The 21,652-nt window shown below is 47.6% G+C and carries 17 protein-coding genes; 15 read left to right on the top strand and 2 right to left on the bottom strand.

Annotated features, from left to right (window positions below; genetic code table 11):
* Positions 1–135: 135 nt before the first annotated feature.
* Positions 136–909 carry a MerR family transcriptional regulator gene (locus M4D81_RS16830; protein ID WP_397376703.1) on the top strand — a complete coding sequence of 258 codons (774 nt, stop codon included), beginning with the start codon at positions 136–138 and terminating at the stop codon, positions 907–909.
* Complete coding sequence (locus M4D81_RS16825; protein WP_083397785.1) at positions 906–1,562, top strand: GAP family protein; 657 nt, start codon at positions 906–908, stop codon at positions 1,560–1,562. The genes M4D81_RS16830 and M4D81_RS16825 overlap by 4 nt, the downstream gene beginning before the upstream one ends.
* A gap of 99 nt (positions 1,563–1,661) precedes the next feature.
* On the opposite strand, the gene M4D81_RS16820 is transcribed toward M4D81_RS16825, so the two are convergent.
* Complete coding sequence (locus tag M4D81_RS16820) at positions 1,662–2,354, bottom strand: aspartate/glutamate racemase family protein (protein WP_071224107.1); 693 nt, start codon at positions 2,352–2,354, stop codon at positions 1,662–1,664.
* Positions 2,355–2,584: 230 nt separating this feature from the next.
* Here M4D81_RS16820 and M4D81_RS16815 point away from each other — a divergent pair, with 230 nt between their 5' ends.
* The 13 genes from M4D81_RS16815 (at position 2,585) to M4D81_RS16755 (ending at position 20,550) form a co-directional block, all read left to right on the top strand.
* Entirely contained in the window at positions 2,585–3,163 is a 579-nt protein-coding gene (locus M4D81_RS16815) for a biliverdin-producing heme oxygenase (RefSeq protein ID WP_260067394.1), read from the top strand.
* A gap of 195 nt (positions 3,164–3,358) precedes the next feature.
* Entirely contained in the window at positions 3,359–5,647 is a 2,289-nt protein-coding gene (gene metE / locus M4D81_RS16810) for a 5-methyltetrahydropteroyltriglutamate--homocysteine S-methyltransferase (protein ID WP_260067393.1), read from the top strand.
* Positions 5,648–5,947: 300 nt separating this feature from the next.
* A complete protein-coding gene (locus M4D81_RS16805) occupies positions 5,948–7,387 on the top strand; it encodes an N-acetylmuramoyl-L-alanine amidase (protein ID WP_260067392.1) in 1,440 nt (479 codons plus the stop codon).
* An 89-nt stretch (positions 7,388–7,476) separates the two neighbouring features.
* Entirely contained in the window at positions 7,477–8,175 is a 699-nt protein-coding gene (locus tag M4D81_RS16800) for a response regulator transcription factor (protein WP_260067391.1), read from the top strand.
* Between the two features lie 3 nt (positions 8,176–8,178).
* Entirely contained in the window at positions 8,179–9,636 is a 1,458-nt protein-coding gene (locus M4D81_RS16795) for a sensor histidine kinase (protein ID WP_260067390.1), read from the top strand.
* Positions 9,633–10,772 carry a WD40 repeat domain-containing protein gene (locus tag M4D81_RS16790; RefSeq protein WP_260067389.1) on the top strand — a complete coding sequence of 380 codons (1,140 nt, stop codon included), beginning with the start codon at positions 9,633–9,635 and terminating at the stop codon, positions 10,770–10,772. Before M4D81_RS16795 ends, M4D81_RS16790 begins: the two co-directional genes overlap by 4 nt.
* Positions 10,773–10,938: 166 nt before the next feature.
* Positions 10,939–11,826, top strand: a complete 888-nt coding sequence (locus tag M4D81_RS16785; RefSeq protein ID WP_260067388.1) for a YwqG family protein — start codon at positions 10,939–10,941, stop codon at positions 11,824–11,826.
* A 147-nt stretch (positions 11,827–11,973) separates the two neighbouring features.
* On the top strand, positions 11,974–12,702 hold the full coding sequence (locus tag M4D81_RS16780) for a class I SAM-dependent methyltransferase (RefSeq protein ID WP_260067387.1): 729 nt from the start codon (positions 11,974–11,976) through the stop codon (positions 12,700–12,702).
* A 259-nt stretch (positions 12,703–12,961) separates the two neighbouring features.
* Positions 12,962–13,300, top strand: a complete 339-nt coding sequence (gene ytxJ / locus M4D81_RS16775) for a bacillithiol system redox-active protein YtxJ (RefSeq protein ID WP_071224090.1) — start codon at positions 12,962–12,964, stop codon at positions 13,298–13,300.
* 39 nt (positions 13,301–13,339) lie between these two features.
* Positions 13,340–13,672 (top strand): thioredoxin family protein, encoded by a 333-nt coding sequence (locus M4D81_RS16770; RefSeq protein WP_194542327.1) that lies wholly within the window; start codon positions 13,340–13,342, stop codon positions 13,670–13,672.
* A gap of 500 nt (positions 13,673–14,172) precedes the next feature.
* Positions 14,173–15,945: a methyl-accepting chemotaxis protein gene (locus M4D81_RS16765; RefSeq protein ID WP_260067386.1), complete on the top strand. Its 1,773-nt coding sequence runs from the start codon at positions 14,173–14,175 to the stop codon at positions 15,943–15,945.
* A gap of 48 nt (positions 15,946–15,993) precedes the next feature.
* A complete protein-coding gene (locus tag M4D81_RS16760; RefSeq protein WP_260067385.1) occupies positions 15,994–19,722 on the top strand; it encodes a non-ribosomal peptide synthetase family protein in 3,729 nt (1,242 codons plus the stop codon).
* A 150-nt stretch (positions 19,723–19,872) separates the two neighbouring features.
* Entirely contained in the window at positions 19,873–20,550 is a 678-nt protein-coding gene (locus tag M4D81_RS16755; protein ID WP_071224082.1) for a serine/threonine protein kinase, read from the top strand.
* Positions 20,551–20,677: 127 nt separating this feature from the next.
* Here the strand turns inward: M4D81_RS16755 and glsA are convergent, their stop codons facing one another.
* The gene (gene glsA, locus M4D81_RS16750; RefSeq protein WP_260067384.1) at positions 20,678–21,619 is read right to left on the bottom strand and encodes a glutaminase A; all 942 of its coding nucleotides are present in this window, start codon (positions 21,617–21,619) and stop codon (positions 20,678–20,680) included.
* Between the last annotated feature and the right edge of the window lie 33 nt (positions 21,620–21,652).

The following is a 21,652-nucleotide window of genomic DNA, read 5'->3' as shown; positions in this document are numbered from 1 at the left end:
CCTGTTGTTGACTCTCTGAGTCTTCAAGAGGCGTTGTTTGTTTTTTGAACGCTCACTCGTTAAAAAGCTTGAAAGTGACGTAGCGTCATCCTGTATAGTGAAGTTATCGAGACTTTAGGAAAGCAGGTGATGAAGTTGATTCCCATTCAAGATTTATCCAAGCAGACGGGGATTACGGTAAGAACGCTGCGCTATTATGACCAGATTGGCCTGCTGATTCCTGCGGCCAAAACACCGGGCAAACATCGTATATACAGTGATGAGGAATTAAAGAAGCTGCAGCAAATACAGTTTCTGAAAAGGCTGGGCTTCAGTTTGCAAGAAATATCGGATATGATTTCCAACCCGGAATGGAACTGGTCCACCAGCCTGATGAATCAGTTGGACTTCGTTATGAACGAACAAAAAAAGCTGAACCAGATGGAATCGGCGCTGCGGGCCGTGCTTCATAGTATTGCGATGGAAGGTGAGACAAGCTGGGACGTTATTCAGAAATTGATTCACCTCTCTGGAAGAGACCCATCGTTAAAGCATTCGTTCAGGCAGCAGATGTTTGAGAACCGCGAAGTGGAGTTGTTAAGTTTACTCCCTAATATGAACAGCACGGACCCCGACTCTCTCGAGTGGATTGCTCTGTTGGGGCAGCTCAAAAGGCGGATGCAGGACGGTCCCGATTCACCGGATGTGCAGCGAATTGTACGACGGATGGATGAGAAACGACTTGAGGTATTTGAAGATGAAGATCCCTTCATAGATAAGCTGTGGGAGATCCGTAAATCGCCGGCGCAGTCCGAGAAGATGGGATTATATCCCATCGAGGATGCTCTTCTTCATTTCATGGAACAGGCATTCGAAATTTATGTATTACGCAAGGACAAAGAACAAGTAGAAGTGGGGGAGACATCTTGACGTTGGAACTGCTGCTCTCCATTGGAGCCTTATCCCTCTTGGACATGCTGAGTCCAGCAACGGTTGGCGTAACGGTGTATTTGCTCTTGACTGAACGGGACAGGCTAATCCCGCGTTTATTCATTTATTTATTCACAGTGGCAGGCTTCTACTTCCTGGTAGGGGCTGCGCTTATGCTGGGTTTGGATGCCGTTCTGCAATCCGTAAGCGGCATTTTTCAAAATCGAACGGTAAGCTGGATCATGACCATTGTCGGCGGTGTCCTGTTTGTCTTCAGTTTCTTTATCCCCACGAAAAAAACATCTGAGCCGCGCCGTCCAAGATCCAAAAGCTTCGGAGCCATGATCGGACTTGGATTCACGACGTCCCTGCTGGAGGTAGCAACAGCCCTTCCGTACTTTGCAGCTATCGGGCTGATGACTACGGCTCATTTACAAACGGTTCAATGGATGCCCATCCTGGCTGCATACAATATCGTGATGGTGCTGCCTCCAATCCTATTGCTTGGATTACACCTCGTATTCGGCCGCATGATGCAGCGTCCGCTGGAGAAGCTGCGCCTGAAAATTGCGCAGAGCTCCGGATCGATTCTGTCATGGGTTTTGTGTATTGCCGGGCTGATTCTGGTGCTGAACAGCATAGATAACTTGTGATGATACCCGATTTATATAAGAAGCATGCTGAATGAGAGGATGCCGAGAATCACCTTGGATCCTCTCCCAACATCAGGAAGGGAAAGCAAAATCGTAGAGTCAGCTTTCCAATGATTTATTGACGGCTTCAATGGCATGTATGAAGGTTGTATCAAACAGAGGAACATTGGAATCCTCGGGTTTTATTAATAATCCGATCTCCGTACATCCCAGAATAATTCCTTCGGCTCCAACTTGAATCAGCCGTTCAATAACTTCTTTATAGTGAGCTTTTGAATTCGATTGGATGTTACCGAGACATAATTCCTCGTATATCACTTTATTTACGATCTCTCGATCTTGTTCATTGGGGATGAGCACTTGAATACCATTAGATTCTAATCGTTGCTTATAAAAATTCTGCTCCATGGTATATTTGGTTCCAAGCAAGCCTACTGTACGCATCCCATGTTCATGGATTTGATTAGCCGTAGCATCGGCAATGTGCAGCACAGGGATCCTTAATCTTTCTTCTATGTAATCTAGTACCATGTGCATCGTGTTGGAACATATCACAATAAAATCGGCGCCGCCCTTTTCTAGTGAAAGTGCAACTTCACCTAATGTTTCACCGGCTTTTTTCCAATTCCCCTCGGATTGATAGCGTTCAATCTCTTCGAAGTTCACGCTGTACATAAGGCATTTGGCGGAGTGGAGGCCACCCAATTGGCTTCTCACCTGCTCATTTATCATTCTGTAGTATTCAATGGAGGATTCCCAGCTCATTCCCCCGATTAGTCCAATTGTCTTCATAGATAAGCTCCTTTACAGTCCGAAGTAAATTTTATTATAGGGTGTTTCAACGTGCATAACAATTGCTATCTTATGATATCGGGCACCTTTGAGCCTGCTATGTATTCATCGTATCCTCGTTATGATATATTAATCGCAGGGTTCATCGACTGACCGATACTTAATTGTAGCGGTTTGTTACAGATGTGCTTGTCCTTGCATTACAGCCTGAGACATTGAGGGGGTTATCCATGAGCACGCGGATTTTAGAACGGATAAGAGAAGAGACGGCAGCCCAGCATGAACGAATCGAACAGAATCCATACGCCAAAGCGGCCTTCGATCAGACCTTGACCATAGATCAATATCGGTCTTATTTAGCGAAATTTTACGGATTTATTAAACCGGCCGAAGAGCAGCTGAAGGCAGAGGGTGCCGTGAACCATCTTGGTTTGGATCTGGAAATCCGAACGAAATCGAACCTATTGGAAGAAGATCTTATTCATCTGGGAATGAATCCCGATGAGATTGCACAATTGCCACTGTGCAGCCAATTGCCAGAGCTGAGCAGCCAAGCACGAATATTAGGATATCTGTATGTTATTGAGGGATCCACACTTGGTGGCCAAGTCATTACGAAACAAGTGATGAAGTTCTTGCCGCTGAGTCCGGAGTCGGGTTTACGTTATTTCTATGCATATGGTCAAGAGACCAAGCCAAGATGGACCGAATTCCGGGAAGTACTGCTCAATACCGGGGAGGATCCGGATGAGATTATACATTCGGCTAAAGAAACTTTTCGTTTGCTGGATGCTTGGATCAGAGAATAGTTAGGAAACCATAGAGAAACCTTGATGAAAAACCGCGTTTTGCGGTTTTTTTGCGTTGAAGCGAAACATGCGTTACACGCATACCAATCTAGTTATAGCCATAGGCTATAACTAGATATAGCTTATATGAGTTACACTATACCGATCAATACATGATATCTTTCTTGTAACAATTTGTATAGGAGTGTTACATAGATGGCAAAAAGCAGTGTACTGGGATATCCACGTATTGGCGCTGATCGGGAATGGAAGAAAGCCTTGGAAGCATTCTGGGCAGGCAAGCTGGAAGAATCGGAGTTTCACAGGCAGCTGCAGGAGATTCGGTTGAATCATTTACGGAAGCAGCAGGAGAGCGGGATTGATCTTATTGCGGTTAATGATTTTAGTTATTATGATCATGTTCTGGATACGGCGACGATGTTTGGCATCGTACCGAAACGCTTCTCTTATGAGGGCGGCGTTGTGCCATTGTCTGTATATTATGGTATTGCACGCGGAACGAAGGATGCTACGGCAAGTGAAATGACCAAGTGGTTTAATACCAATTATCACTATATCGTGCCTGAATTGGATGGGGCTGCACCGGTACTGACTGAAAACAGACCCCTTGCAGCCTATCGGGAGGCCAAGGAGAAACTTGGAATAGAAGGCAAGCCGGTTATTGTCGGACCGCTCACCTTCCTGAAGTTGTCCAAAGGGTATCAGTCGTCGGAGACGGATGCTTGGCTGGAAAAATTGTTACCGCTCTACGTACAGATTCTTCAGGAGCTTGCCCAAGAAGGCGTTCAATGGGTACAGATCGATGAGCCGATACTCGTTACAAAATTAAGCGATGCCGATCTTAAGCGGTTAACCAGCATTTATGAAACGTTTGCGGTTTCGGCACCGGGATTGAACATCATGCTGCAAACCTATTTTGAATCCGTTGAAAACTATCAGGATATTATACAGCTTCCGGTTAGCGGCATTGGTCTTGACCTGGTGCACGGATACCAAGGAAATGTGCAAGCCATTAAACAGTCAGGGTTTCCTGCGAATAAGGTGTTGGGTGCCGGCATAATCGACGGACGGGGCATTTGGAAGGCGTCTCTTCGCGAGAAGCTGTCACAATTGGAAGAGCTGACGAAATACGTAGCCCCTGAACGCCTGATTGTTCAATCTTCGTGCAGCTTGCTGCATGTTCCGGTGACGGTGAGCAGCGAAACGAAATTGCAGCCAGAATTGAAAGGGGCGCTCGCCTTTGCAGACGAGAAGCTGAATGAACTGGTTCTTTTGACAAAAGCAATCTCCACAGGAGCAGCCCGAATTACCAAGGAACTGGAAGCATGCGATGCTGCGCTTCAGGCGCTGAAACAATCCGGAGAGCGGAATCGCCATGACATCCAGCAGGCAGTTGCAGAGATTAGTGCACAGAATCCGGTTCGCAGTCTGCCGTTTGCGGAGCGTCATGTCGCTCAACAAAACAAATGGAAGCTGCCGATTTTTCCGACCACGACAATCGGCAGCTTCCCGCAATCAGCCGAGGTGCGCAAGGCACGTCAGGCGTGGCGTAAGGGAGAGTGGAGCCATGAGCAGTATGAGCGCTTCATTCAAGAGCAAATCGATGTTTGGATCAAGCTGCAGGAAGAGATTGGCCTTGATGTGCTTGTGCATGGGGAGTTCGAAAGAACGGATATGGTTGAATTTTTCGGAGAGAAGCTTGGAGGTTTTGCCTTCACTCAGTTTGGATGGGTTCAGTCCTACGGCTCACGCTGCGTAAAACCGCCTGTGATCTTCGGGGATGTGGCATTCGAGAAACCGATGACGGTGGAGGAAACGAAATATGCACAATCGAAGACGGACCGGCCCGTGAAAGGGATGCTAACCGGCCCGATTACGATTATGAACTGGTCGTTCGTTCGCGAAGATATCTCGCGGGAACAAATTGCCTATCAACTGGCATATGCCCTAAGACAGGAAGTAGAGGCGCTGGAGCAGGCGGGCATAGGAATGATTCAGGTGGATGAGCCAGCGGTGCGCGAAGGGTTGCCGCTCAAGGAGGAAGATCAAGCGGAGTATCTCGCTTGGGCTGTTAAAGCCTTTCGCATGACCACATGCACGGTTCAGCCGACCACGCAAATTCATACGCATATGTGTTATTGCGAGTTCCATGACATGATCGATTCGATCGAGGCGATGGATGCCGATGTCATCTCGATTGAAACTTCGCGCAGTCATGGCGAACTGATTCATAGCTTCGAGGTCAATACGTACAGATTAGGGATCGGACTAGGCGTGTATGATATCCACAGTCCGCGGGTACCTCGAGTGGAAGAGATGACAAGCATGATCGAGCGTGCACTGCGGGTCCTGGATCCGAAGCTGTTCTGGATCAATCCGGACTGCGGCCTCAAAACACGCGGTAAGGAAGAAACGGTCGCATCCCTTCGTAACATGGTTCAAGCCACGGAGATTGCTCGCTCGTCCTATTCGTTGAACGTGTAACGCAGACACAAGCCGTCTGCCTGTACGATTTACGTCGATCTGTCATTGGTGAATCAGGGAGGAGACACGTCGGGTTTATAAATTTAAAAGTGTATGAATTCGAGAAAGCCGCACACATGCGGCTTTTTTTTCTGCGCGGTGGTTTTGCATCCTCATGAATCTATGAAAATACTTTTGTTTGTATCCATAGTACAGTATCGGACACAAGTTGTTGACATCTTGGTAAAATCGTTGTCACATCCGGCGATTATATTCTTCTTATGGATTCGTATCTAGCACGATCATCCAGAAGGAGGAGCCATGAACTATTACAAGAAAAGAAAGAAATTTACCAGAGTCTTCTATATTCTATTTATTGCAATCCTGCTTATCGTCGGCTTCAAATTGGCATGGCACGTCGGTTCATCAACGGTAGAGTTGATGCCGGCATCATCTGCTAGAGTTGCAGATAACTATAAGACGCTTCCTGCCGTGCCCAATCATCAAGAAACATTTCGGATCGTCATCGATCCAGGCCACGGGGGAAAGGATCCTGGAGCTACAGGAGTCAGCGGCGCATATGAGAAGGCGTTCAATCTGTCCCTTGCCGGACGGGTTGCTGACCTCCTTGAGGAGGATCCTATGTTTGAGCCTCTCTTGACACGAACGGATGACCAATTCATAGAATTGGAGGAGCGGGGAGCGATCGCGAATGATGGGAATGCGGATGCCTTCATCTCCATCCATGGCAACACCTATACGGATCCTATGGTATCAGGAACAGAAACCTTATACAGAAACCAGGACAGCATTCCATTGGCCCAAGCCGTTCAGACGCATTTGGCGGAGGGAATTGGACTCCGTGATCGCGGCATAAAGGAAGAACAACTAAAAGTGCTAGGTACACCCAGGATGCCCGCAGTGCTTGTTGAAGTTGGATATCTTACCAATGCGGAGGATGAGCGTTTCCTGCTGAGCGATGAAGGACAAGACCTTGCTGCGCAGGCTATTGTCGATGGACTCAGAGAATATTTTTTGGGATCGCAGGAGCTCTCGCTTGAACACCAAGGAACGAGTGATTTAGATGAAGAAAGATCGCCCGATACCTCTGAAAGCGGAATTCGGCCCATGGAGAAGAAGGTGTATTTTAATGGTTCAGCGAAAGACGGCAAACAGGTCGCACTTACATTCGATGATGGACCGGATGCCATTGTTACGCCCAAAATTCTTGATATCCTGAAAGAGAACGATATTAAAGCTACCTTTTTTATTCTGGGAAACCGGGCTGAGGCCCATCCTGAGACTGTGCGGCGGATTAAAGAGGAAGGTCATGTCATAGGAAATCATTCCTGGTCACATCCCAACTTCAAGGAGCTGTCTATGGAGGAAGCGATGAAGCAGGTCATGGATACACAGGAGGAACTGAACGACATCATTGGTTATCGGCCATCCTTGTTCAGGCCGCCTTATGGCGCTTTGGATGAGGACAAAGTGGAAGCTATACAAAATAAGGGTCTAGCTATTGTGAACTGGTCTGTAGATACGATGGATTGGTCAGGTGTGCCTGCTCAGGAGATCATGGGAATCATCCACGAGCAGTTGAAGCCAGGAGGCATCATTCTTCAGCATACCGCAAATGGTAAGAATCATCTGGCCAACACCATTGAGGCACTTACACTGTTAATACCTGATTTGAAGAATCAAGGATATTCTTTTGTCACCGTACCGGATCTGCTGCATTTGCCTGAATCACAGACATAATATGCTTGTAGGTGATCAGGTTATCATAACTGTGGGGATATGCTAAAATCGAATTATCAAATAGCTCGTGAATTAGGAATGGAGACTTCATGAAAAAAACAAAAATTCTCATTATCGAAGATGAGGAGCCGATCGCCGATCTGCTGGCCTATGGCCTCGCGATGGAGGGTTTTGAAACCCGTACCGCGGCCAGCGGTGCCGCAGGCTTTAGGGAGCTTGCGGCATTTCATCCCGATCTGCTCCTTCTGGATTGGATGCTGCCCGACCAAAGCGGGCTCGATATATGCAAAAAAGTAACAACGGACTATAACATCCCCATATTCATGATTACGGCAAAATCCGACATCACGGATAAAGTGCTCGGGCTAGAATTTGGTGCAGATGACTACATTACGAAGCCCTTCGATCTGAGGGAGGTAATCGCCCGAATTCGCACGATCCTCCGGCGGCTGGATCAGGCGAACCAAGGGGATAGGGGAGGAATGCCGGAAGCCGTGATCCGCTTCAGGGATATCGAAATCGTAATGGAAGAGCGACTGGTCAAGAAAGACGGAAGATCGGTTGATCTTACGCCGAAGGAATTTGATCTTCTCCTGACCTTGTACGGCCACCGGGGGAAAATTTATACACGCTCGGAACTGCTGGATTTGGTCTGGGGATATGATTTTGTTGGGGATACCCGGACGGTGGATACGCATATTCAGAGGCTCCGCAAAAAACTGGATGCCGGCGATTTGATCACAACCGTATTCGGCATCGGCTATAAATTCGAGAAGCAGGCGGAATAAGAGATGATCCGAACCATCAGAGCCAAGTTTATTGTTGGTTTTTTTGTGATCTTCAGTCTGTCGTTCCTCGTACTCAATCAAACCGTCAAGGAGATCATTCGGACAAGCAATCAGAAGATCGTAACTTCCGATCTGGTTGGACTTAAAAACAACAGCAATGTATATGTAAGGCAAGCTTTCCTTATCAATCATTTTACGAACAATAAGCTTTATTTCGGGCAGATGGCCGAGGAAATGGTGAATGATTTGAAGCATGCTACCTCTAGCCATGTCAGCGCGTACACCGTCGACGGCAAGTTATTGTTCTCATCGGACGAGAGAAGATTCTCGGGACCCTCGGATGCGGATCTTCGCCAAGCGATCGAGGGAAAGACGGCCTATACCATCACCTATGGTCGAAATAGCGGAACCGTTCTCTATTCATATCCGGTTATCATCGATGGAGTCAAGGTGGGCATATTGAGGTTTACCAAGGATTTCACCCTGCTCTACGAACAAAGCGGCCGGATCATGGACATTATTTTCTACATTGCGCTTGCCATATTCGGAGCAGCGTTCCTGTTCTCGTACCTGCTGTCCAGGAATATCACCATACCGCTAGTGAAGCTTACCCGCGCTTCCACTGAAGTAAAGAACGGAAACCTGGATGTTCGAATCCGATTCCGGCGAAGAGATGAAATTGGCAAACTGGCTCTGAATTTCAATGACATGATCGACCGGATCGGTAGCCAGATATCCACGATTGAGCGTGACCGGGATCGCTTGAAGGAGCTAAATGAGCAGGAGAAACGTTTTTTTGACAATGTGACCCATGAACTCAAAACGCCGCTCACCTCCATTCTGGGTTATGCCGAGATCATTCGGGAGAAAGGGGATGACGATCGGGAGTTCTTCGATAAGGGCATGAATCACATCGTTGAAGAGAGTCGACGTCTGCATGGCATGGTGCTAAGGCTGTTGGAAGTATCGCAGCACAACGCTGGAGAAGAGGATGTAGAGCTTGTGGATTCAGGGAAAATTCTGCGCGATGTAGTTGACTCCATGTCGTTCCGGGCCAAGCGCTATAAAAAGAGCATCGTTTGCGAAGCAGAGGAAGGTTCCTTCGTGCTTGGCCAGCCTGATCGGCTGCGCCAGCTCTTTATCAATCTTCTGGATAATGCCATCAAATATAGTGCCGCCCAATCGGAAATTACCGTCAAGGCTGAGCGTGTGGACGGAAGCGTTCGTTATACCTTCGATAATCCCGGAAAGCCCATACCGGATGACGAGCTCGCAAACGTCTTCCAGCCGTTCTACTCGGTGAGCCAGAAGCAGAAGGAAGAGGGCAGTGTGGGTCTGGGCCTCAGTATCGTTAAATCCATCGTCGATGATCACGGCGGAACCATCCGTATCGTCAGCGAGAAGTTTCATACTGTCGTCTATGTTGAAATTCCTTTTGTAAAGACGGGGGCTGTCCAATGAGATATCGATATAAACGTTTAAAATTATGCTATGCTCTTGCCTTGATTTTACTGACCGGCTGTGCAAGCGAACTGCAATCAGAGACCGTCATTATCCCCAGCGAGGAATCGGATCAAGCCGTGGACGAGGGAAGCCGGCCTTTCCAAGTGAAGACGATTTATCGAATGCCAGAATCCAAGGCTCCAGTTGAATTGCTCGGCTGGTCATCATCCAAGTCGGTAGTCGGTCTTTTTTATGAAACCGAAGCAGTAGACGCGGCGAAATTGAGCTTGCAGCGTTTTCCATCCCCATACGAGCGAGTTGACCATACATTAGAGATTGAAATGAATAAGCTTTCCTATCAATTGTCCCCCAATGGAAAATATGTTTCGGGAATTGCCAAAACGGAGGAGGGCGTTTTTCTGCAATTGATAACATATCCGGGCGGGGAGGTGGAAAGCCTCGAAGCTACGACAGATGCCAATCAGGAGCTATGGTTTGAGGAACCGACTTGGTCCGGCAACAGCCGGTTTGTAAGCTATATGGTGATGGAATCAAACAAAAGGCAGTCCAGCATCGGGATTTTTGATACGGAAGCGGAATCGGCACGTGTTTATCGGCTGCAGGGTCTTGAAACGGAAGCCCTTCCCTTCAAGGTGATCGTCTCGGATGACGGGAAAATGGCGCTCATCGTTCTGGACGAATACGGTCACGGTCGCCGAATTGCTATGGGTGCCGTCAACGGCAATGCGATTGATGTTCAGTATGAGCATGATATCGGCACAGACCAAGCCGCATGGTTGAACGATGATCAATTCGTATTCTTAGGAACGGAGGGAACCCTGTACGTATATGACCGCAGAAATCATGAGCTGTCCATTCTGCTGGAGAAGGTGGATAGCTATGAGTTCTCGAAGGATCGCAAATATATCGCCTATTCCCAGAACGGGGAGAATACAATTTATGCAGGTAAGCTTCAAGGGAAGAATATACTGAGCGCAGAACCCATCTATCATGGGGTCATACCTTCTAAGATGTATTGGAGTCCGGACCATCGCCGGCTTCTCGTGAACGGCCGCAAAAATTATGTCAAAGAGCAGGGGCCTGTTGCGATCGGACCGACAGAACATCAGCCATTTATAATCGAATTCAAGTAAAGGCCGAAGGTTCTTCGACCACCTATTTATTCTTCGCGATGCGGCAGATTGAACGATAGGCGTTCGATTTGCCGCTTTTTCTCTTTAAGGATGAGTAGGGAATCGTGCAAATCCTCGTTTTTTGTTATGATTATTATCTAAACTTTGAATAGAAGAGGAACAAGACATGCAGTTAAACGAACATAACTTGATCAAGATGCAGAGCATCATCAAGGAACACCAATTTGAACATGCAGCTGACTATTTAATCGAACATACGCGCCAAGGCATACGGTTATCCAAAAAGGGTGTGGAGGACTATGCCAGGCCGTGCCATTCACGGATTGGCGGAGATCCGGATCTTCCCGAAGAAATTGAATGGCCACTGACTTCGGAAGGTACGCCGATGACGTTTTTGGCACAGCTGCAGTTGAGGGATGTGGCAGCTCATGATGCCATCGCTTCGCTTCCACTGGGCGGAATGCTGTATTTCTTCATTGGCGTTGATGAGCCTGCCTATAATATTGAACATCGGGTTCTGTATCTGACAGAGGATCAGACGGCGGCAGCGGTTCGACGCCAAGCTCCTGAGGAAACCACGTTAGAAGAAGAATTCACCGGCTACCGTATTGAAGCCAGAGCTACGCTTGAGCCTCCTAATTACGCATATGTGGATGACGCAATCGTCGAGGATGAGGAGCACGATTTTGAATCTTATGAGGACCTGTGTCATCAATTGACTGGACTGGGATCTGACGACATTGCAATGATCTTTGGCTATCCCTCTACCCAGCACGGAGATTGTGAGCATGAGGCTGCTTTAATGCTGCTAACCGGATCCGAGTACAATTACTCCATGGAGGCGGCTATGCAGCAGATCACTGATCATTGCGGAGGCAACGCGGAGCAAGCCCAGCAGGAAATTCGGGATACACTGCTTCTGCTCGCGATCGATTCGGACGACGATGTAGGATTTTGCTGGTGGGATGCTGGTGAGCTGCAATTTTACATGCGAAAAGAGGACTTGATGGCCGGAAATTTTGAGCGGACGTATTGTTCGCTGTATTCAAGCTGACTAACAGGGAGCGAGCAATGACAGCAACTTCCATCGGCTCTTGGTCGGAGGATCGGGAATGGATATAGCAGAAATCGATACGTTAATCTTCATCGGATGTTCAAGGATTTGCTTAATGAAGTTCTGTCACTAGAGGGGGGATGAACCATGAAGGAGAAGGTCATTAAAGCATATGATAAGCTGGCTGGAGACTACGAGCGGCATGTAGATTCGCAGAGCGGACATAATGCGTATTACGAAAGGCCGGCCATGATGCATTTGTTACCGGCGAACATGGAGCAAATGACCGTCCTTGATGCTGGTTGTGCCGCGGGGTGGTATACGGAGCAATTTCTTAAACGAGGGGCCCGGGTCACAGCGGTTGATCTGAGTCCGGCGATGGTAGAAGCCTGTAAGAGGCGAGTCGGCAATGAAGCGACGGTATTCGCATGCGACATAACCGAGGATCTGCCCTTTGAAGATGAGGCTTTTGATCTTATCGTAAGTTCATTGACGCTTCACTACATCGAGGATTGGGCGCCGACCTTTCGCGAATTTCAGCGCGTGCTGAAACCTGGAGGCAGTTTGATTTACTCCGTTCATCATCCCTTTATGGATGTTAAACATTTTGATCGCCAAGATTACTTTGCCCGTGAGTTATTGACGGAGGTTTGGAACAAACCGGAGTCCGGACCCGTCGAAGTCTCCTTTTATAGAAGACCGATTCAGGAAATCATCAACGTAACTTCCTCACGGTTTCGAATCGATCAGCTAATCGAGCCGCAGCCCAGTTTAGCGGATAAAGACAACCCGGAAGCTAAGGAATGGATGGCCAAATGGTATGAGCGCCTGATGACGAACCCTCACTTTTTGATTGTGAAAGCCTTAAAATCATAACTTCGAATCCATACATATTCATAAGGGAACCGCGTCCATCGCGGTTCTTTTTGTGCTCGAAGTACGTAACGGAAGATACGATTTGCTGGTATGGGCAATCAGACACTCCGGCCGTGATTCGGTTATCGATTGAAGAAGGATAATCACCCTAAGACTTTCTACGCATGAAAGAACGCTACAGCCTATGTGTATCATAGCGATTGGTTGTATAATAGAAGCAATGCAATGCATTACATCACATCCAAGGGGAGAATATCATATGCAATGGAATGAAATCACGACATTAGAAGAATGGAATGCGATTCTGGAAAAATCCTCCGAGCGCGGCCAAGTTATTTTGAAGCATAGCACGACATGCCCGGTTAGCTCCAATGCTCTTTCGGAGTTCGAATCTTACTTGAAAAAGGCACCAAACAGCGATGTGGATTACACGCTGGTTAAAGTTATTGAGTCCCGGCCGGTTTCCAATAAGATTGCCGAGGATTTGAACGTAAAGCATGAATCGCCGCAAATTATCTATGTGAAGGACCAAGCGAAATATTGGACGGCCTCCCACTGGGCGGTTACTTCTGCGCATATCACCGCGGTTCTGGACTGAACCTAATCCTTTGTCGCGCCTGAAAGTATGGTGTAAAAGATGAAAGAGCTGGAAGAACTGAGATCGATAGAGGCCATCGAGCGCTTTATTCAAGATCACACCTTCAGTTTTGTTTATGTATCCAGACAAGATTGCAGCGTGTGCCACGCGATCTTACCCAAACTTAGAGAGTTGTTGGAGCAGTTCCCTCGCATCTCATTGGGACATATCCAAGGCGAAGCCGTCGGTGAAATCGCCTCGAGATATTTGATATTTACCGCACCGGTACTCCTCTTATTCGTAGAGGGAAAAGAGCATCTGAGAGAGGATCGTTTTGTACAGTTTGGCGCGTTAGAAAAGAAATTAAAAAACTTGATGGAGCTCTTTAGCTAGATATCAGCGAAAAAGCAATGAACCAAAAGGCGATATTCCTAAGTCACAAGACTTACGGAATGTCGCCTTTTTTGCGTTTCAAAACAAGCTGAAAAAGCGGAACTTTAAGGCAATAGCAGTCATGAAAAATTCAAATATTTGTCGAAAATCAGGACTAATTTGCATTCAAATATTACTAAAGTATTAAAAATTAAAGGGGATATGCCGATTTATTAATAGTACAAAAGATGTAATGTTTATGGAATTATAACGTGAATATGGATCTATTGAACTGGAATTTCACATAACAAGAACTTTATGTGAAATGAACCTATGTCAGAAGAATGATGGAGGGGGAAAGCGGTTCATTCAAGATGAACATTTTTGAAAAATGTAATGTATTCATGAAAATTCCGGAAATATTCAATGTTTCCAGGAAAGTAGGTGATGCGACAGGTTCGCGAAAGAATTCCCTATTTTAAATGGAAGATACATAAGAGATATCAAAGGAGAGACACCAAGTGAGTGAGCCAAAATCGTTATCAAAAGGAATGCGTTTTAAAAATCTGAGCATTGTTACAAAAAATATGTTATGGACGAGCCTCTATATCATTATTACCGGGGCCATCGTGATTGGTGCAAGCTTTTATATCCAGGACAACGTGCTGACAAAGCAGCTGCAGTCCGATTCGGGAAAAATTATGGATACCTTGGTTAAGTCCGTATCGGTGGAAGATGCTCAAGCGGTGAAAGGCGCAACCGATCGCAACGCGGATATCCAAAAAAAACTTACCAAGACGTTTGATGATCTATCCTTAACGCATCCCAATATTGCACAGGGCTATATTTTTGGACCGGAGCTCGAGGGTGGCAACCAGACCTCGATTATTGCTATGCCGACTGCAGTGCTCGATATGTTTGCCGAAGAAGACTTGAATCTGGGCGACTTATACGAACAGCCGGATATCCACGCCGATGCCGTAAGAGAGATGCTGAAAACGAAAAAAATCGTCTACACCAAAGCCTATACAGACAATTATGGTACCTGGATCACCGTGCTGCATCCTTTCCAGGATGCGAGCGGGGAAATTTTTGCTTATATGGGGATCGACGTGGATGCAAGCTTAATCGCTTCCGGGAAACAGGAATTGATCACCAATACGGTTTTTGCGCTGCTGATTACCTTGCTGATTGTATTAGCATTGCAATTCTTCACCATTAGACGGACATTCGCACCGATTCAAGCATTAATGGGGGCGCTTGATAAGCTGAGCAAAGGTGACTTCACCGTCCAATTAAAAGCTGGCGAAGATGAGCTGGGTCAGGTCAATGCCAAGTTCAATACAACCGTCAATCATATTAATGAACTTGTCACAACGATCAAAACGGTATCGGAGCAGTCTGCAGAGCAGTCTAAATTTCTCTTCTCGGCTGTGGAAGTCAATAATAACAACTCTTCAGCAATTACTAGAAATATGGAGGAAATGTCGGAACGCGTTGCTCTGCAGAGCACTTCCATTACCGAAAGCGTGGTTTCGCTTGAGGAAATCTCATCCGGCGTATCAACGATTGCCGGCAATACATCGGATCTTTCTGAGATATCGGTGCAGATGAAGGAGCAATCGGAGCGTGGTAACCACAATGTGGAGCAGGTTATCGAGCAGATGAATTCCATCGATCATTCGGTCAAAAACTCGGTGCATATCATCGAGAAGCTGCAGAACCGTTCACATGAGATTGGTCAGATCGTGCAGGTTATTACCGAAATTGCCTCTCAGACGAATCTGTTATCACTCAATGCCGGAATCGAGGCGGCAAGAGCCGGCGAAGAGGGCCGCGGGTTTGCTGTCGTCGCCAGTGAAGTGAAGAAGCTTTCGGAGGAATCCAGAAAATCGGCGGATCAAATCATTGAATTGGTTCGATACATTCAGGATGAAACGGCATCTGCGGTAGAAGCCATCAGCGAAGGAGAACACAACGTCGCTAAGGGAATTGAGGTTGTCAAAGAAACGGGTGAGCTGTTTAAAGGCATGCTGGTGGCAACCGATACGGTGACGAGTCAAATTCAAGAGGTGTCTGCAGCTACCCAGCAAATGGTTGCCGAGACCGAACAGATTACCGCAGCGATTAAACAATTGGCAGAGCTTGCAGAGAGAAACTCGTCTGTATCGGGTGAGATCCGGATCAGTGCCAAGGAACAGCAGGCTTCCTTCGCCAAAATTTTCGAATCTGCAGAACAGATCAGCCAGGTTTCCGCTGAGCTGGAGGCCCTTGTAAACAAATTGCGTGTGTAGTGTTGCGAGAACAAAAACAGTAGAGAAAAAAAGATGGAGCTGAAACCTTTGAATACAACATTGATGATCGAACAAGGCAAAGAATATTGGTTGAATGAACTGCAGCTACCTTTACCGGGATTCTATCTGTACACCGATGGTCCAGCGCATCTTCAGGAGCAAGAGCTTGATCGCACGACGTTGAAGCTTCATATCGAAACCGGTAAAATCAAGCGGTTCCGCGATTTATATGACATGAAGGTGTGGATGCTCACAAGCTATGTGGTGTTTCTATACCGAATGACTCACGATACCGATTTACTGATTGGCGTGAACAATGAAAAGGGCAATCTCCTTCCGCTGAGAGTTAACTTAAGCGGCAACGACTCATTCGCACAGATCTATGAGCAAATTCTCGGCAAAATGGAGCACATTGAAATAAGCAGCTTTTCGCTTGAAGATATAGAAGGATTCACCGGTCAACCGCTCTCGCTCCAAACGGTCTATGGCCATAATGGGAATGGTTATGCTTATAGTTCCAGCTGGCTGAACTGGATGGTTCAGGAGGAGAAGAAGGACGAGTGGACACTCTATGTATCCTATGCCCAACCATTGTATCGAGAAGAAACGATCGAAAAATTCAGCAGGCATTTTGAGCTGCTCGCAAAGGCGGCTCTTGAACATATGGATGTTCCGGTTAGCCGTTTGCCTATGCTGACAGAAGAGGATAAGAACGCGTACTCGATACTCAATGACACGAAGAAGGAGCTCCCGAAGGATCCTACCATTGTGTCGATGCTTGCTTCCATTGTGGAGAAATTTCCGAAGCGAATCGCGCTATCGACAGGTCATGAGCAAGTATCATATGAGCAGCTTGACCGGTTGTCAAACCAAATTTCACATATGCTTATAGACAAGGGACTGCGTAAAGGCCAATTCGTCTCGATATTTATGAAGAGGGGCCTGGATACGGTTGTCAGTATGCTCGGAGTGCTCAAGGCCGGCGGAGCCTATATCCCGCTGGATCCATCACATCCAGATGAAAGAAATGCCTATATTATCGAGGATACCGAATCGGCAATCATTCTGACGCATCAGGATTTCACAGCCAAGCTGGATGGACTTCTGGCTGGTTTTCAACCGAAGCCAGAGTACTTCTGTCTGGATGAACAATTCCTTTCGTACTCGGATGAAGCCTGTGGCGTCCGCGTTGAAGGTGATGATTTGGCATATATTATCTATACCTCCGGTTCGACGGGCAAACCGAAAGGGGCCTTAATCGCCCATCAAGGCGTCGTGAATTTGGCACTGGCCAATCAAGAGAATTTACAGATGAGTGAACAGGATATCATTCTTCAATATTCCACATTCAGCTTTGATGCTTCCGTTTACGATATATTCGGATCGATGGCTTGCGGTTCACGACTGCATCTTTTAACCGATGAACAGCGTTTCTCCATAGACGCCTTTACGGAGGCCGTAGCAGAAACCAAGGCAACACGTGTCGCAATATTGCCTACGGTGTTTTTTAATCAATTGGCAGCGTATTTGCCTGTGGAAGACACACATAAATACCGGAATATCAAGACGATCGTGGTCGGAGGGGAAGCGCTGGCCGGAGAAACCGTTCGGATGTTCCAGAAAAAGCTGCAGATTCCAATCGTGAATCTCTACGGCCCAACGGAAACAACGGTTGTAGCAACAGGTCATGTCGTGGATTATCCGGTTCCGGACGATCTGACCACCGTGTATATCGGGACGCCTTTTGCCAACTATGAATTGTATATTGTGAATGAACATAATGAGTTATGTCCAACTTGCGTAACCGGAGAGCTGCTGATCTGCTCGGTCGGCGTAGCCAAAGGGTATCTGAATCAGCCGGAGAAAACAAAAGAAGCCTTCATTCTGGATCCGATAACACCGGAATCAGGAAAACAATACTACCGTTCCGGAGACTTGGTTCGTCTGCTGCCGAACGGACAAGTGGAATACCGGGGACGTAAAGATTCGCAGGTGAAGATCAGAGGCTTCCGGATCGAGATTGGGGAGATCGAAGACAATCTGGCGAAGCACCAACAAGTAAAGGACATCGCGGTTATTCCGAGAATGGACGAGGACGGAACCAAAATGTTAGCGGCATTCTATACAACCCATGATGGACAGGCAGCTTCCGCTAAGGATTTGGTGCAGTTTTTAGGTCAGAAAGTACCTGGTTACATGGTTCCTAAATACATGTGTTTCGTGGAAGAAATGCCGCTATCCCCGACCGGTAAGATCGACCGTAAGAAGCTGGCAATGTACGAATTGTCGATGGAGATGGAAGAGGATGACTCCCACTACGAGGCACCGGTTAACGATATTCAGCGGAATGTTGCTGCGGCTTGGGAACAAGCACTTGGACAAACCAAGATCGGCATCCACAACGATTTCTTCGATATCGGCGGGTATTCGCTGAAAATACTGGAGATTCTGGTGCTCCTTAAGCCGCAGTACCCACAGTTGAAGATCAATGATTTCTTTGTGTATCCGACGATTGCAAAATTAGCGGAGCGAGTAGAGGAATTGGGGCAAGTAACGATCCCAGCCGATCAATTAGAAGATAGGGATCTTCCTATTCAGGAATTGGCTGAGTATCCGATCTCTTTCCCGATCAACCATGGTTCGGAACAACCCATCTATCACCAGCAGCATATTTTGCTGACAGGCGCCACGGGATATTTGGGGTCACATCTGCTGTATGAACTGCTCAAACAATCGACCGCTACCGTATACTGTCTGATTCGACCAACAAAGCAGATGGAGCCCTATGCCCGCCTTGAGCAGATCATGACCGGATATTTTGGCGAAGAGGTCAAGTCTCGAATGGACAAAAGGGTGATTGCGATTCAGGGCGACTTGGAGCAGGATTTCCTCGGGCTCGGAGCTGAAGACCTTGCAATGATTGAAGCGCGCATCGATTCCATCATTCATTGCGGAGCCGAAGTGAAGCATTTTGGCGATTCCGACTATTTTGCGAGAGTTAATGTGGAGAGTACGGACCGTTTGTTGGCTTTGGCTCAGAGAAGACCGCATATCCGCTTTCACTTTATTTCTACGCTTGGGATCCCTGAAGATTTGGCACTGGGCGGTCAGTGGGATGCCATCGTTGCTGGAACGGGATATGAAGAGTCGTCCATTGAGAATGTCTATACGAACAGCAAGCTGGAGGCAGAGAAGCTGGTCATTAAAGCCGGTGCAGATCGAGGCATTCCATCATCGGTTTATCGCGTGGGGAATTTGTCCTGTAACTCGGAGAATGGAATTTTCCAGAGAAACATCGATAACAACGCGTTTTACCGCATGTTGAAAGCGATGCTGCTGTTGAAGAAAGCGCCCGGTGTGAGATGGGAAGTAGATATTACGCCGATTAACTATGCCGGGGAAGCCATTACCGCACTGCTGCTTCAGCAAGAAACGGTCGGGCGGGTGTTCCATATCTGCAATCCGGTTGCCGTTCCTTATGAGGAGATGGTGGAGCATTTCAAAGCCTATGGATATGACATTTCGGTGATGGACTGGAAGGAATACGAGGCATGGTTATTGGATCCTCAGCAGCCGAAGGATAAGGAAGGCCTTGAGCTGGCGATGGCGCAATTCGAAGGCGACGGGGCCAAGAATTCCATCTACCGGTATACTTGTCCGCAAACCTCGGAATTCCTCAAGCACACAGGGGTAAAATGCGCTTTACCAGACCAGCTGTTATTTGAAAAAATGATTGAATATGCCGCTGGTATTGGTTATTTCGTGAAGCCGGAGTAATCACAGGCAGGCAGCAAGCATGAAACCGCGAGAAGCTCTCGCGGTTTTTTTGTGGTCAGGATCAGGCACAGCATGCAAATATTTTTTTTGTGGCGGGAGTGTGGTACGATCATACTGATCTAAGTCCAGTAACACCAAATGAGGTGGCCCATGAATCACGAACATTGGAAGCAGGCAGAGACCGCACTGGCTTGCATGGAAGTTTTCAAGAACGGAGAGAACGACCCTGTAACGATTGAAGGCGAATCGGATGACCTGCGCTGCATCGGAATTGGTACGGATGCTGCAGTATTCGTATACGAACCTTTGCCGGCTTATGCGTTTAAACTGTATGCTGCGGAGGCGCAGCCTAAGAAGGAAGCGGAGATTAAGGTCTATCAAGAGTTGGTGGGAAGCCCCTATTTTCCTGTATTTTATGGAGCAGGTGAGCGTTACGTGGCGATCAGCCATGAATCCGGATTCACTCTGTACGACTGTTTGCTCTATGGTATGCCCGTTCCGAGGCAGGTCATCGATGATGTTGAAGCAGCACGATCCTTTGTGCGCAGCAAGGGCTTAAACCCGCGGGATATTCATTTGAAGAATGTACTGCTGCAGGAAGGGAGAGGGAAGGTACTCGATGTATCGGAGTATATTCAGGATGGAAACGATAAACGATGGGAGCATCTCGTGTGGGCTTACGACAACGTATATCCGCTGCTTGAGGGCAAAAAGTTACCACTCTGGGTGTTGGAGGCCGTGAAGAACGGGTATTACCGTCTAGACCCATCCAGTGTGAATATGCAGGAATTTGCGGACCGGATTGGACGACTGTTCTTCAGGAAATAGGATAACCGGGAATATTCCAAACGGGGTGGGAGCATTCCCCGCTTAGCAAACGAAGCGCTATCATCAGAATATATACGGCGGAATCAATCCCCCTGAAGCTGTAACGGCTCCAGGGGGATTTTGGTTATTAAAAGATACTCCAGTTCATCTCTCGGGATATGGTCTGCAGCAAATGTACGCCGGCATAGCTGTTGCCCTTGTCATTCAGTGCGGGTCCCAGCACACCGATTCCATAACGTCCCGGCACAAAAGTTAAAATGCCCCCTGAAACGCCGCTCTTGGCGGGCAACCCTACCTGAATGGCGAATTCTCCTGATGCGTTGTACATGCCGCACGTCGTCATGAACGTCCTGGCGATTTGAACATACCTTCTAGGTATGAGCGTGTTGCCGGTAAGCGGATCCGTACCGCTGCAGGCCAGCACTAATGCCATTCTGGCTAGATCGGCGCAATTCACAGCGATGGAGCAGTGCCGAAAATACACCTCTAACACCTCTTCAACATTTCCGCTGAGAACCCCGTTTTCCTTCAAAAAGAATGCTATGGAACGATTCAGATTCCCGGTTTCCGATTCTGAACGGTAAACGCCCAAGTCGTATTCCAAACCAGCGTTGCCGGATAGCTCTTGAAGAAACTGAAGAATTCGGTCGGATTTCTCGCTCGGGCTGTCTCCGTGAATTAAGGAAGAAACGGTTATCGCGCCTGCGTTAATCATCGGATTGAAGGGAATGCCGGGCCTTACTAACTCCAGCTTCAGCATGGAATTAAAGTTGTCTCCGGTCGGCTCCATGCCAACCTTGCTGAAGACGGCATCCTCTCCATTGTCCATCAGGGCTAATATTAGCGTAAACACTTTGGAGATGCTCTGCATCGTAAAGCGCAGCCCGCAGTCCCCGGCTGTGGCGGATTCGCCCATAGTGTTCAGAAGGGTGATGCCCAGAGCAGCATGCGGAGCTTTGGACAGCTCTGGGATGTAGGCGGCGACTTTGCCTCTGCTGACACATGGTAAACTGGCTTCCAACCAGCCGGGAAGCTGCTGCCGGATGGCTTCGATTTCGGTTGGCCTCATCTGTCAAACCCCTTTCTTGATGTTAAACACCTT

Origin of the sequence: Paenibacillus sp. p3-SID867, from assembly GCF_025142895.1 — a bacterium.
GTDB lineage: Bacteria > Bacillota > Bacilli > Paenibacillales > Paenibacillaceae > Paenibacillus_AQ.
Note: the sequence above shows the minus strand (reverse complement) of the source record. Positions and strands in the feature narration are given on the sequence as shown.